The 13,872-nt window shown below is 74.0% G+C and carries 11 protein-coding genes; 2 read left to right on the top strand and 9 right to left on the bottom strand.

The window, feature by feature from the left end; genetic code table 11:
• Positions 1-49: 49 nt before the first annotated feature.
• The 9 genes from ABD998_RS17275 to ABD998_RS17235 form a co-directional block, all read right to left on the bottom strand.
• On the bottom strand, positions 50-1,261 hold the full coding sequence (locus ABD998_RS17275) for an acyl-CoA dehydrogenase family protein (protein WP_345442118.1): 1,212 nt from the start codon (positions 1,259-1,261) through the stop codon (positions 50-52).
• 12 nt (positions 1,262-1,273) lie between these two features.
• The gene (locus tag ABD998_RS17270) at positions 1,274-2,101 is read right to left on the bottom strand and encodes an HpcH/HpaI aldolase/citrate lyase family protein (RefSeq protein ID WP_345442115.1); all 828 of its coding nucleotides are present in this window, start codon (positions 2,099-2,101) and stop codon (positions 1,274-1,276) included.
• Positions 2,098-2,574 (bottom strand): MaoC family dehydratase, encoded by a 477-nt coding sequence (locus tag ABD998_RS17265; RefSeq protein WP_345442112.1) that lies wholly within the window; start codon positions 2,572-2,574, stop codon positions 2,098-2,100. The genes ABD998_RS17270 and ABD998_RS17265 overlap by 4 nt, the downstream gene beginning before the upstream one ends.
• A complete protein-coding gene (locus ABD998_RS17260) occupies positions 2,571-4,484 on the bottom strand; it encodes an ATP-binding protein (protein WP_345442109.1) in 1,914 nt (637 codons plus the stop codon). The genes ABD998_RS17265 and ABD998_RS17260 overlap by 4 nt, the downstream gene beginning before the upstream one ends.
• Positions 4,485-4,489: 5 nt before the next feature.
• Positions 4,490-6,097 (bottom strand): carboxyl transferase domain-containing protein, encoded by a 1,608-nt coding sequence (locus tag ABD998_RS17255; protein ID WP_345442107.1) that lies wholly within the window; start codon positions 6,095-6,097, stop codon positions 4,490-4,492.
• A gap of 15 nt (positions 6,098-6,112) precedes the next feature.
• Positions 6,113-7,390, bottom strand: coding sequence for a dihydrolipoamide acetyltransferase family protein (locus tag ABD998_RS17250; protein WP_345442105.1), 1,278 nt, complete (start codon positions 7,388-7,390; stop codon positions 6,113-6,115).
• Positions 7,387-8,430 (bottom strand): alpha-ketoacid dehydrogenase subunit beta, encoded by a 1,044-nt coding sequence (locus tag ABD998_RS17245; RefSeq protein WP_345442102.1) that lies wholly within the window; start codon positions 8,428-8,430, stop codon positions 7,387-7,389. The genes ABD998_RS17250 and ABD998_RS17245 overlap by 4 nt, the downstream gene beginning before the upstream one ends.
• The gene (locus ABD998_RS17240; RefSeq protein ID WP_345442100.1) at positions 8,427-9,548 is read right to left on the bottom strand and encodes a thiamine pyrophosphate-dependent enzyme; all 1,122 of its coding nucleotides are present in this window, start codon (positions 9,546-9,548) and stop codon (positions 8,427-8,429) included. The genes ABD998_RS17245 and ABD998_RS17240 overlap by 4 nt, the downstream gene beginning before the upstream one ends.
• 313 nt (positions 9,549-9,861) lie before the next feature.
• On the bottom strand, positions 9,862-11,301 hold the full coding sequence (locus ABD998_RS17235) for an NAD(P)H-quinone dehydrogenase (protein ID WP_345442098.1): 1,440 nt from the start codon (positions 11,299-11,301) through the stop codon (positions 9,862-9,864).
• A 68-nt stretch (positions 11,302-11,369) separates the two neighbouring features.
• On the opposite strand from ABD998_RS17235, the gene ABD998_RS17230 reads away from it, so the two are divergent.
• A complete protein-coding gene (locus ABD998_RS17230) occupies positions 11,370-12,200 on the top strand; it encodes a purine-nucleoside phosphorylase (RefSeq protein WP_345442096.1) in 831 nt (276 codons plus the stop codon).
• Positions 12,200-13,855, top strand: coding sequence for a phospho-sugar mutase (locus ABD998_RS17225; protein ID WP_345442093.1), 1,656 nt, complete (start codon positions 12,200-12,202; stop codon positions 13,853-13,855). Before ABD998_RS17230 ends, ABD998_RS17225 begins: the two co-directional genes overlap by 1 nt.
• Positions 13,856-13,872 lie beyond the last annotated feature (17 nt).

Below are 13,872 nucleotides of genomic sequence, written 5' to 3'. Positions count from 1 at the left end.
GCGAGCCGGCCCCGGGATCCGGGGCCGGCTCGCGGCGTCTGCGCCCGCCTCAGCCGAAGGCGCGCGCGAAGCCGAGGCTGCGCGCGATGACCCCCAGCTGCACCTCCGTCGACCCCTCGCCGAGGGTGAGCACGCGCGCGTCGCGGTAGTGCCGGGCGACCGGGTTCTCGTTCATGAACCCGTACCCGCCCCAGATCTGCGTCGCATCGCCCGCGTTCGCGACGGCGGCCTCCGAGGCGACGAGCTTCGCGAGCGACGCCTCGGTCGTGAACGGCATCCCGAGGTCGAGGCGGCGCGCCGCCTCGTGCATGACGGCCCGAGCCGATGCGACGCGCGCCTGCATGCGGGCGATCGTGAACGCGATGTGCTGGTTGTCCCCGATCGGGCGGCCGAACACGACCCGCCGCCGTGCGTGGAGCACCGCCTGCTCGAGGCAGCCCTGCGCGACGCCGACGCAGAGAGCGGCGAACGCGACACGGCCCTCGTCGAGCACGCTGAGGAAGTTCGCGAAGCCGCGTCCGCGCTCGCCGAGCAGGTTGCCCTCGGGAACGCGCACCCCCTCGAAGACGAGCGGGTGCGTGTCGGACGTGTGCCATCCGACCTTGTCGTAGGCGGGCAGCGCCGTGAACCCCGGCGTCGGGACGGGCACGATGATCGTCGACAGCTCGGGGCGCCGGGCGCCGTCGTCGTCGATGCGCTCGCCCGTCACGGCGGTGACGGTCACGATGCGGGTGAGCGGAGACCCCGAGTTCGTGATGAACTGCTTCGTCCCGTCGATCGTCCACCAGCCGTCCGAGAGCACGGCGGTCGTCCTCGTGCCCCCGGCGTCCGACCCCGCCTCCGCCTCGGTGAGGCCGAAGGCCGCGAGCCCCTCCCCGCGCGCGAGGGCGGGCAGGTGCGCGCGGCGCTGCTCGTCGGTGCCGAAGCGGTGGATCGGCATCGCGCCGAGGCCGACGCCCGCTTCGAGGGTCACGGCGATCGACTGGTCGACGCGCGCGAGCTGCTCGACGGCGACGCACAGGTGGAGGTACGACAGCCCCTGCCCTCCGTACTCCTCCGGCAGCGGGAGGCCGAAGAGTCCCATCCGGCCCATCTCGCGGATGATCTCGACGGGCAGGCGCCGCTCGGTGTCGTAGGCGTAGGCGGCGGGGGCGACGACCTCGTCGGCGAAGTCGCGGACACGGCGCGCGAGCTCCTGCAGATCGGGGGCGAGCATGTCCGTGCCGGGAACGGGCGTGCGGGTGGGCGTGATGATCGACATCGTCGTCTCCTTTCACGGTGCGGCGCTCGTGGCGCCGCTGCGGGCGCGCGCGAGGATGCCGCGCGCGTGTCTCAGGACCGGCTCGTCGACCATCCGGCCGTCGAGGCGGAAGGCGCCGCGCCCCTGCGCCGCGGCGAGCACGGCGCGCGCCCAGGCGACGTCGTCGGGCGGCGGGGCGAAGGCCGAGCGGATGGCCGCGGCGTGCGCGGGATGGATGGCGGCCTTCGCCGCGAAGCCGCTCGCGGCCGCGTCCTCCGCCTCCGTCCGGCAGCCCTCGATGTCGTCGATGTCGATCCGGACGGCGTCGATCGCGGCCTTGCGGGCGGCTCCCGCGGCGAGGAGGACCGCGGACCGGGCGTGCGCCGCGACGGCGCGGTAGGCGCCGCCGGGCGTGCGGCTCGAGGTGCCGCCGAGCGACGCGACGAGGTCCTCCGCGCCCCACATCAGCGCGACGACCCGGGGGTGGTCGGCGATCGCGGCGGCGTGCACGACGCCGGCGGCGGTCTCGCACAGGGCGACGACGTCGAGATCGCCGTCGACGGCGTCGACGTCGGCGGGGCTCTCCGTCTTCGCGAGCATGACGGTGCGGTACGGCGAGCGTCGCACGGCGGCGAGGTCGGCAGCCAGGCGCCCGGACCGCGCGTCGCACACCCGGACGATCGTGCGGTCGGGGTCGAGCGCGGAGGCGGCGACGGCCGCGCGCGCGGTGTCCTTCGCCTCCGGGGCGACGGCGTCCTCCAGGTCGAGGACGACGGCGTCGGCACGCTCGGCGGCCTTCTCGAAGCGGTCGGCGCGGTCGCCGGGGCAGAACAGCAGCGCGGGACCGAGGACGGTGCTCATGCGGGCCTCCCCTGCATGAGGACGGCGCGGACGGCCCTCGCCACGACGACGCCGTCCTGGTTCCGGCCCGTGTGCTCGAGGGTCACGACGCCCTGGCCGGGGCGGGATCGCGACGGTCGGATGTCGACGACGCGCGTCTCGCCGTACAGCGTGTCGCCGTGCCGCATGGGCGCGGGGAACTCGACGGACGAGAACCCGAGGTTCGCGACGATCGTGCCGTTCGTGAGCTGGCCCGTCGACATCCCGACGATCGTGGCGAGCGTGAGCATGGAGTTCACGAGCCGCTCGCCGAACTCCGTCTGCGCGGCCCAGTGCGCGTCGAGATGCAGCGCCTGCGTGTTCATCGTGAGCGTCGTGAACAGCACGTCGTCGCCCTCCGTGATCGTGCGCCCAGGGCGGTGCTCGTAGACGACGCCGATCTCGAACTCGTCGAGCCACAGTCCGCGCTGCGTGATCCTCCGCTCGCCGGTCATGGCCGTCGCTCGTCCGTCGGGGGCTCGACGACGGCGAGCCGCTGTCCTCGGACCACGGCCGCGCCGACGACCGCCAGGAGGCGCACCACGCCCGCGACGGGCGCGCGCAGCACGTGCTCCATCTTCATCGCCTCGACGCTCGCGACGGCGTCGCCCAGGGCGACCTCGTCCCCGTCGGCGACGTGCACGGCGACGACGGAGCCCGGCATGGGCGAGACGAGCTCGGGAGACGAGGCCCGGAGCGCCCGGCGGACGAGGGCGGGGCGCGAGATCGCGCGGTCGCCGGCCGCACCCGACACCCAGAGCGTCGCGCCGTCCTCGGCGGCACGCACCTCGAGGTCGGCGAGCTCTGCGCGCGGCACGACGGCGCGCGACCCCGCCCGCTCCACGACGACGTCGCGCTCCCGCACCGTCACGACAGCCTCGCCATCGCCGTCCGCGTAGCGGAGCACCGCTCCCCGTGCGCCCGCGAGGCGCCATCCGTCGGCGCGCCACGCGCCGTGGCCGGAGGGGACCTCGTGCACGGCGCACGCGGCGAAGTCGGCGTCGGGGACGGGATCGGCCGAGAGCGCCGGCACCTCGCGGTCGACGAGACCCGTGTCGAGATCGCCTGCCACGACGGCGGGCAGGTCGAGCAGCCGGCCGAGGAAGCGGATGTTCGTCGTCACGCCGGGGAGCCGCGTCGCAGAGAGCGCCTGCTGCAGGGACGCGAGCGCGTCCGCGCGCGTCGCGCCGTGGGCGACGACCTTGGCGATCATCGGGTCGTAGTGCGCGCCGACGAGCGACCCCGCCGCCACCCCCGCGTCGACGCGCACATCAGCGGGCCACCGCACATCGAGCAGGCGCCCGCCCGTGGGCAGGAATCCGTTCGAGGGGTCCTCCGCGTAGACGCGCGCCTCGATGGCGTGACCCGCGAGCCGGATGCCGTCCTGCGTGAGGGCGAGCGGCTCCCCCGCCGCGACACGCAGCTGCTGCTCCACGAGGTCGATGCCCGTGACGAGCTCGGTGACGGCGTGCTCGACCTGCAGGCGCGTGTTCATCTCCATGAAGAATGGCTCGTCGGGGCGCCGGGCCGACACGATGAACTCGACCGTCCCGACGCCCGCGTAGCCCACGGCGCGAGCCGTCTCGCAGGCGGCGCGCCCGATGGCCGCCCGCTGCGCCGGGTCGAGCAGGGGGCTCGGAGCCTCCTCCACGATCTTCTGGTGCCGGCGCTGCAGCGAGCATTCGCGTTCGCCGAGGTGGATGACGGCGCCGTGCGCATCGGCGAGCACCTGCACCTCGATGTGCCGGGGCTCGGCGACGAACCGCTCCACGAACAGCGCGTCGTCGCCGAACGCCGCCGCCGCCTCGCGGCGCGCCTGCGCGAGCGCCGCGGGCAGGTCGTCCGCGCGGTCGACCCTGTGCATCCCCTTGCCGCCCCCGCCCGCCGACGGCTTCACGAGCACGGGGTAGCCGACCTCGGCGGCCCCCTCGACGAGGTCGGCGTCGGAGAGCCCCGGCCGCGCGATGCCGGGCACGGTGGCGACGCCGCGCGCCTCCACCGCCGCGCGTGCGCGGATCTTGTCGCCCATCGTCTCGATGGCGGGAGCCGGCGGGCCGACGAACACGAGCCCCGCCTCGGCGCACGCCCGGGCGAAGGCGGCGTTCTCGGAGAGGAAGCCGTAGCCGGGGTGCACCGCCTGCGCGCCGGCGGCGAGCGCGGCGCCGATGACGGCCGCACCGTCGAGGTACGACCGGCGCGCGTCGGCCGGCCCGATGCGGACGGCCGTGGTCGCCGCGCGGACGTGCGGCGCATCGGCGTCGGCGTCGGAGAACACGGCGACCGATTCCACGCCCAGTCGATCGAGCGTGCGGATGATGCGCACCGCGATCTCGCCGCGGTTGGCGATCAGGACCCTGTCGAACACGGCGATCACATCCGGAAGACGCCGTGCCGGATGCCCGGGAGCGGCGCCTGCCCCACGACGTCGAGGGCGAGCGCGAGCACGCGGCGCGTGTCCGCGGGGTCGATCACGCCGTCGTCCCACAGCCGCGCGGTGGAGTAGTACGGCGACCCCTGCCGCTCGTACCGCTCCCGGATGGGGGCTTCGAACGCCGCCTGCTCCTCGTCCGACCACGTTCCGCCATCCGTCTCGATCTGCTCGCGCTTGACGGTGGAGAGGACGCTCGCGGCCTGGGGGCCGCCCATGACGGAGACGCGTGCTGTGGGCCACAGCCACAGGAAGCGCGGATCGAACGCCCGCCCGCACATGGAGTAGGTTCCTGCGCCGAACGAGCCGCCCACCACCACGGTGAGCTTCGGCACGCGCGCGCACGAGACGGCCGTCACCATCTTCGCGCCGTGCTTGGCGATGCCCCCGCGCTCGTACTCGGACCCCACCATGAAGCCGGTGATGTTCTGCAGGAAGACCAGGGGGACGCCCCGCTGATCGCAGAGCTCGACGAAGTGGGCTCCCTTCTGCGCGCTCTCGGAGAACAGCACGCCGTTGTTCGCGACGATCCCGACGGGATGGCCGTGCAGCCGCGCGAAGCCCGTGACGAGCGTCGCGCCGAACCCCGTCTTGAACTCGTGGAACGCGCTGCCGTCGACGAGCCGCGCGATGATCTCCCGCACGTCGTACGGCGTCTGGAGATCGACGGGGAGCGCGGCGCCCAGCGTGGCTGGGTCGACCAGCGGCTCCTCGGCGGCGACGGTCTCCCATGGCGGCGCAGGGCTCGGCGGCAGGGTGGACACGATGTCGCGCACGATGCCGAGCGCGTGGTCGTCGGAGTCCGCGAGGTGGTCGGCGACGCCCGACACGGTCGTGTGCATCTCGCCGCCGCCGAGGTCCTCCGCCGTGACGACCTCGCCCGTCGCCGCGCGCACGAGGGGCGGCCCTCCGAGGAAGATGGTGCCCTGTGCCGCGACGATGACGGTCTCGTCGCTCATGGCGGGGACGTAGGCCCCTCCCGCCGTCGACGATCCCATCACGCACGCGATCTGCGGGATGCCCTCGGCGCTCATCACGGCCTGGTGGTAGAAGATGCGCCCGAAGTGCTCGCGGTCGGGGAACACCTCGTCCTGCAGGGGGAGGAAGGCGCCGCCCGAGTCGACGAGGCTGATGCACGGCAGGCGGTTCTCGCGCGCGATCTCCTGGGCGCGCAGGTGCTTCTTCACGGTGAGCGGGAAGTACGTCCCGCCCTTGACCGTCGCGTCGTTGGCGATGATCATGCAGCGCCGCCCGCAGACGAGCCCGATGCCCGTGAGGATGCCGGCGGCGGGCGCCTCGTCGTCGTAGACGCCGCCGGCGGCGAGGGGAGACAGCTCGAGGAACGGGCTGCCCGCGTCGAGCAGGCGGTCGATCCGCTCCCGCGGCAGCAGCTTGCCGCGCTCGACGTGCCGCTGCCGGGCACGGTCCGGGCCTCCCCGCGCCGCCGCGTGGAGGCGCGAGCGCAGATCCTCGACGAGGGCGGCGAGCGCGGCCGCGCGCCGCGCACCCTCCTCGCCTGTCGCGTCGACCGTCGTCGTGAGCCGGTCCATGGCGCCCTCCTGCCGTCACCCGCGCGCGAGCGCGAGCCCCGGTCGCTCCAGCATCCGGCCGACGTCCCGGAGGAACCCGCTCGCCTCGCGGCCGTCGACGACGCGGTGGTCGAACGTCACGGTGACGGTGAGCACGTCGCGCAGCGCGACCCCGCCCTCGTGCTCCCACGGCATGCGGCGGACGGCGCCGAGCGCGATGATCGCCGACTGCCCGGGGGCGAGGAGGGGGATGCCGCCGTCGACGCCGAACACGCCCACGTTCGAGAGCGTGAGCGTCGCGGACGTCAGCGCGGCCATCCCGATGGTGCCGGCACGGGCCTCGGCGGCGCACCGGGCGATCGCGGCGGCGAGCGACCCCGCATCGAGGCGGCCGGCGTCGTCGACGCTCGCGACGAGGAGCCCGCGATCGGCGGCGACAGCGATCCCGAGGTTCACCGTCGGTCGGAACTCGATCTCGTCCGTCTCGGGCAGGTAGGCGGCGTTGACGCCCGGCGTGCGCGGCACGGCCAGCACGACCGCGCGCGCCACGAGGGAGAGCAGGGTCGGCGCTCCCTGCTCGTCGGCGAGATCGTGCACGAGGCGCAGCGTCTCGGTGACGTCGACCTGCAGGAAGCACGCCGCCTGCGGCACGGTGAGCGCCGCCGTCATGGTCTTCGCGGTCTGGCGGCGCAGGCCCGTCGCCTTCTCACGACGGGGGCCGGGGGCTGCCGCGGGCGCACGCACCGCGCGGTCGAGGTCGGAGCGCGTGACGACCCCGCCCTCCCCCGTCGCGACGACGGCCGCGAGGTCGATGCCGCGCTCCTTCGCGAGACGCCGCACGGGAGGGTAGGCGCGGGCGGCGGCGCGCTCCTCGCGCACGAACGGCGTCTGCGCGAACGTGCGGGGTGCACGAGCGGCGCGCGTCGCGCCCCCGACCGCGACGGAGCCGACGAGCACGGGCACGCGCTCGGGCTCCGGCTGCGGCTCGGGCTGGTGCGCGGTGTCGGGCTCGTCCTCGTGCTCACGGGTCTCGGACGCGGGCGCCGCCGCCGGCGCGGCCGGATCGGGGCCTGGCGGCGCCAGCTCGTACTCGACGAGCGGGGCGCCCACCTCGACGGTGTCGCCCTCCGCCGCGTGCAGACGGCGGATGGTCCCGGCGTAGGGGCTCGGGAGGTCGACGACCGCCTTCGCGGTCTCGACCTCCGCGATGACCTGGTTGAGCGCGACCTGGTCGCCTTCCGCGACCTTCCAGCTCACGATCTCGCTCTCTGTGAGGCCCTCTCCGAGGTCGGGCAGGCGGAACACGATGCTCATCGCGCGCCTCCTGCGAGCAGCGATCGCGACGAGCGGCGGCCGAGCGCGCGGTCGACCGCGTCAAGGATGCGGTCGAGGCCGGGGAGGTAGTGCTGCTCGAGCGCAGACGGCGGGTAGGGCGTGTCGTATCCCGTGACGCGCTCGGGCGGAGCCTCCAGCGCGGCGAACGCGCGCTCGACGACGCACGCGACGAGCTCGCTCGAGACGGACGCCTCGGCGGGCGCCTCATGGGCGACGACGAGGCGGCCCGTGCGCTCCACGCTCGCGACCACGGCGTCGACGTCGAGCGGGGAGATCGACCGGAGGTCGATCACCTCGATCTCGATGCCCTCCTCTCGGGCGGCGGCCGCCGCGTCGAGCGCGGTCTGGACGAGCGGACCGTACACGGCGAGCGTTGCGTCGCGCCCGGGGACCAGCACGCGGGCGGTCTCGAGGTCGGCGGTCGCGTCGACGTCGACCTCTCCCTTGGCCCAGTAGCGCGCCTTCGGCTCGAGGAAGAGCACGGGGTCGTCGCTCGCGATCGCGGCGCGCAGCGTCGAGTACGCCTCCTGGGCGCTCGAGGCCGTCACGACCCGGATGCCCGGCGTGTGGGCGAAGTAGGCCTCGGGCGACTCCGCGTGGTGCTCGACGGAGCCGATGCCGCCGCCGTAGGGCATCCGGATGGTGAGCGGCATCCGAACGCGTCCGCGCGTGCGGTAGTGCAGTCGCGCCACCTGGGCGACGACCTGGTCGAGCGCGGGGAACACGAATCCGTCGAACTGGATTTCGACGACGGGGCGCGCACCGCGGTAGGCCATGCCCACCGCGGTGCCGACGATCGCCGCCTCGGCGAGCGGCGTGTCGATGACGCGGTCGGCGCCGAAGCGCGCCTGCAGTCCGTCGGTGACGCGGAACACGCCGCCGAGCCGTCCGATGTCCTCGCCGAGGAGGACGACGTCCGGGTCGGCGTCGAGGGCGTCGCCGAGCGCGCGTCCGACCGCCGCGCCCAGCGTCAGGGTCTCGGGCGTCAGGGTCTCGGGCGTCAGGGTCTCCTCGGTCATCGCGCGCCGCCCTCCACGCTCGCCGCGAAGGCGAGGTGCTCGGCGCGCTGGCGCTCGAGTCGTCGTGTCGGCGCGGTCAGCACGTGATCGAACAGCGTCTCGGGGGCAGGAGCCTCGGCGCGGACGACGGCGTCGCGCAGACGCGCGGCGAGCGCATCGCATCGGATGCCCGCCTCCTCGCGGATCCGGTCGACGGGTGCGCCGATGCGCGCCAGGTGCCGCTCGAGGCGATCGAGCGGGTCTTTGGCGCGCCACGCCGCCACCTCGGCGTCGTCGCGGTAGCGGGCGGGATCGTCGGTCGTCGTGTGCGGGCCCATCCGGTAGGTGACGGCCTCGACGAACGACGGCCCCTTGCCGGAGCGGGCGTGCTCGGCGGCCAGGCGGACGGCGGCGCGAACGGCGAGGACGTCGTTCCCGTCGACGCGGAGGGCGGGGATGCCGAACCCTGTCGCACGCAGCGCGAGCGGGGTCGCGGACTGCACGCGCACGGGTTCGGAGATGGCGTACTGGTTGTTCTGGCAGAGGAAGACGACGGGCGCGCGGAACGAGCTCGCGAAGACCATCGCCTCGTTGACGTCGCCCTCGCTCGTGGCTCCGTCGCCGAAGCAGGCGAGCGCGATGTCGTCGCCTCCCGCGCGGCGGGCGGCCATGGCGTAGCCGGTGGCGTGGAGCGTCTGGGCGCCGATGATGATCTGCGAGGGGGCGAGCCGGTGGACGAGGGGATCCCATCCCGACAGCGCCGCGCCGCGCCAGACCGACAGCATCTCGCCGAGGTCGACGCCGCGCAGCAGCGCGAAGGCGTGCTCGCGGTACGAGCCGAAGACGAAGTCGTCGTCGCGGATGGCGCGAGCGGCCCCCACCTGCGCGGCCTCCTGCCCGCGCGACGGCGGCCAGAGCACGAGCTCGCCCTGACGGGTGAGGGCGAACGCCTCCTCGTCGAGGCGGCGGACGACGGCCATGTCGACGTAGAGGTCGGTGAGCACCGTCTCGTCGACGTCGCCCAGGTGCGGATCGAGGACCGGCTCGTGTCGGCGGGAGCCGTCGGGGGAGATCAGGGAGAGGGGGGCGTCGATCCCCTCGACGAGCTCGCTCCGGGGAGCGGGGATGGCGATCGACATACGCGGAACCTCCTCGTTCGCGCGGCGCTTCGTGGGCGCCCGGTCGTCCCGGGTGGGGACTGTGCCGTCCTGGCGTGGACAGGCCACACGCTACGCTCCCCGAGCAGACCGAGCAACGGGATCATCCGCCACAGCGCAGATTGCTCAACCCGCCCTCTCCCGCACACCCCTGTTCTCCGTGTTCGCCTCCTCCAACGGATATCCGTTTGGCGAGAAGCCACCTGATTCCGCTGAATCCCGTGGGGTCTCGGCAAGCGGATATCCGTTGGAGTCAGGTGACAGCGGCGGAGCCGGCGACTCACCCGCGCGGGCGCTACCCGCGCAGGTCGACGTGGTGCAGGGCGCGGGCGGCGTCGGTGATGGATCCGGCGAGCGACGGGTACGCGGCGAACACGCGTGCGACCTGATCGACCGTCAGGCGGCGCTCGACGGCGATCGAGATCGGGTAGATGAGCTCGGAGGCCCGGGGCGCGACGATGACGCCGCCGACGATCGTGCCTGAGCCCTGACGGGCGTAGAGCTTCACGAAGCCGTCCTTGACGCCCATCATCTTCGCGCGCGCGTTGGAGGCGAGCGGGAGCTTGTGGACCTCGGCGCTCACGGCGCCCTCGTCGACGGCCGGCTGCGTCCATCCGACCGTCGCGATCTCCGGGCTCGTGAAGATGTTCGCCGCGATCTTGTGGGTGTCGAACGGGATGGCGACATCGCCCATGGCGTGGAAGACGGCCGTCCGTCCGAGCATCGACGCGACCGACGCGAGCGGCATCATCGTCGTGCAGTCGCCGACCGCGTACACGTTGGGGACCGACGTGCGGCCGACCTTGTTGATCCGGATGCGCCCGCCCTCGTCGGTCTGCACGCCCGCGCCCTCGAGCCCGATGTCGCGCGTGTTCGCGACGGAGCCGACCGCCATGAGGCAGTGCGAGCCCTCGACCGTGCGGCCGTCCGACAGGGTGACGACGACGCCGTCGCCCGTGTTCTCGACCGACTCGGCGCGCGACTTGGCGAGGAGCGTCATCCCGCCGCGCGTGAAGACCTTCTCGAGCACCTTCGCGGCGTCCTGGTCCTCGCCGGGGAGCACCTGGTCGCGGCTCGAGACGAGCGTCACCTTCGCGCCGAGGTTCATGTACGCCGAGGCGAACTCGGCGCCCGTGACGCCCGATCCGACGACGATGAGGTGCTCGGGCACAGCGGGGATGTCGTACAGCTGCTTCCACGTGAGGATGCGCGTGCCGTCGGGCTTCGCGGACGGCAGCTCGCGCGGCGACGCGCCGACCGAGACGATGATGGTGTCGGCCTCGACGCGGTCGAAGTCGGTGCCGCCGGGCCCCGTCGACACGACGATGGCCTCGTCGCCCTCGAGCCGCCCGTGGCCCGAGATGATCTTCACGCCCGCCTCGATGAGCTGGGCGCGCATGTCCTCGGACTGTTGCCCGGCCAGCGCCAGGAGCCGCTTGTTGATCGCGAGCAGGTTGATGGCGACCTCGGGCTTGAGGGGCTTGCCATCGCCCCCCTTCGCGTAGAACTGCACGCCCAGCTCCCCCGCGTCGGCGATCGACTGGGCGGCGTCCGCCGTCGCGATGAGCGTCTTGGAGGGGACGACGTCGGTGAGCACGGCGGAGCCGCCCACGCCCGTCGACTCCACGAGGGTGACGTCGGCGCCGAGCTGGGCGCCCGCGAGCGCCGCCTCGTAGCCGCCGGGGCCGCCTCCCAGAATCGCGATCCGCTGCGTCCGCTCGAAATCAAAGGCCATGCCCCCATTGTCCTCCTTCCCTGGGGAGGGCACGACCGGCGCGGAGGCGCCGTCGTTATGCTCGTGCCATGACAGAGCACGGCGCCCATCCCCTCGACCCGCCCGCCGATCCGTTCGAGGTCGCCAGGGCCGCGGCGTCCGACATCGCGCGCCTCACCGGGGTGGAGCACCACGACGTCGCCGTCACGCTCGGAAGCGGATGGGGCAAGGCGGCCGAGCTCATCGGCGAGACGATCGCGACCATCCCGGCCACGGACGTCACGGGCTTCTCGAAGCCCGCGCTGGAGGGCCACGTCGGCACCCTCCGGAGCGTCCGGACGCCGGCGGGGCGCAACGTCCTCGTCATCGGCGCCCGCACGCACTACTACGAGGGCCACGGCGTGCGCCGTGTCGTGCACAGCGTCCGCACGGCGGCCGCGGCCGGGGCGACGACCATGGTCCTCACGAACGGCGCCGGCGGCATCAAGGACACCTGGACGGCGGGGCAGCCCGTCCTCCTCAGCGACCACATCAACCTCACGGCCGACTCGCCGCTCGAAGGGGCGACGTTCATCGATCTCACCGACCTCTACTCGCGCCGCCTGCGCGACATCGCCCGGTCGGTCGACCCGTCGCTCGACGAGGGCGTGTACTGCCAGTTCCGGGGGCCGCACTACGAGACGCCGGCCGAGGTGCAGATGGCCAAGGCGATCGGCGGCCACATCGTCGGCATGTCGACGGCTCTCGAGGCCATCGCTGCACGTCAGGCCGGCATGGAGGTGCTCGGCTTCTCGCTCATCACCAACCTCGCGGCGGGCATCTCGCCCGACCCGCTCAGCCATGCCGAGGTCATCGAGGCGGGTCGGATGGCCGAGGGCCGCATCTCCGCGCTCCTCGCCGAGGTGGTCGGGAAGCTGTGATGGACGCCGTCGCGCAGGCGCGCGCCTGGCTCGCGCAGGACCCCGATCCCGTCACGCGCCGCGAGCTGGAGGAGCTCGTGCGCGCGGCGGAGGCGGGCGAAGACACCGCGTCGGCCGAGCTCGCCGCCCGGTTCGGCGGGCGGCTCGCGTTCGGCACGGCCGGGCTGCGCGGCCGCCTCGGAGCGGGCCCCCTCCGGATGAACCGCGTGCTCGTCGCGCAGGCGGCTGCCGGCTTCGCGGCCTACCTCTCGGAGCACGTCGACGGCGTGCCGACGGTCGTCATCGGCTACGACGGCCGCCGGAACTCCGAGGTGTTCGCCCGCGACTCGGCCGAGCTGTTCGCGGGCGCGGGCCTCAAGGCCGTCCTCCTCCCCCGGCTCCTGCCCACGCCCGTGCTCGCGTTCGCCGTTCGGCACCTCGGCGCCAACGCGGGCGTGATGGTGACGGCGAGCCACAACCCGCCCGACGACAACGGGTACAAGGTCTACCTCGGCGGCGCCGACGAGGGGGCGCAGATCGTGTCGCCGGCCGACCGCGAGATCGCCGCGCACATCCAGCGCATCGCGGACGAGCGGCCCGTGCCCGGCCTCCCCCGTTCCGGGGCCTACGAGATCGCCGACGAGTCCATCGTCGCGGCGTACGAGATCGCGACGGCCGCCGTCGCGCCCGCTCCCGCCTCCGCCGACGGCATGCGCTGGGCGTACACGGCGATGCACGGCGTGGGATGGGAGACGCTCTCGGCCATCCTCGATCGCGCGGGGTACCCGGCGCCCGCGCTCGTCGAGGCGCAGATCGCCCCGGACGGCGCGTTCCCGACCGTGGCGTTCCCGAATCCGGAGGAGCCCGGCGCGATGGATCTCGCGTTCGAGACCGCGGCGGCCTCCGACGCGGAGTTCGTCCTCGCGAACGATCCGGATGCCGACCGCCTCGCCGTGGGCATCCCGACGGCGGACGGATGGCGGCGGCTGACGGGGAACGAGATCGGACTGCTCCTGGGGCTCCGCGCGGCGCGCGCGGCTGCCGGCGAGCCCGGCGCCTCGCTCGCGTGCTCGCTCGTCTCGTCGCCGGGGCTCGGCGCGATCGCCGAGCGCTACGGCCTCGGCTTCCATACGACCCTCACGGGCTTCAAGTGGATCTCGCGCGCGCCGGGCCTCGTGTACGGGTTCGAGGAGGCGCTCGGCTACCTCGTGAACCCCGGCACGGTGCGCGACAAGGACGGCATCTCCGCCGCGGTCGCGGTGCTCGGGCTCGCGGCCGAGGCTCGCGGGCGCGGCACGACGATCGCAGGGCTCCTCGACGAGCTGACGGCCGAGATCGGCCACGACGCGAGCGGGCAGGTGTCCCTGCGGGTCGACGACGTCGGCGTCATCGCCCGCATCATGGCCGGGCTGCGGGCGGAGCCGCCGCGCGCGTTCGGCGGCGTCGATGTCGCACGCACGGAGGACCTGCTGCACCCCGCAGACGGCGGGCCGGCCGGCGACATCCTGCGGTACGCGCTCGCCGACGGCTCGCGGGTGATCGTGCGCCCGAGCGGCACGGAGCCGAAGCTGAAGGCCTATCTCGACGTGCGCGGCGAGACGGCGGACGACGCGGCGTCCCGGCTCGTCGCCCTCGACGCGGCCGTGCGCGACGTGCTCGACCGGGCGGGGAGCTGACGCTCGCCACCCGGTCG

It is taken from the genome of Microbacterium gilvum (assembly GCF_039543865.1).
Taxonomy (GTDB): domain Bacteria; phylum Actinomycetota; class Actinomycetes; order Actinomycetales; family Microbacteriaceae; genus Microbacterium; species Microbacterium gilvum.
The sequence above is the reverse complement of the archived record's forward strand: the minus strand, read 5'-3'. Positions and strand labels throughout refer to the sequence as shown.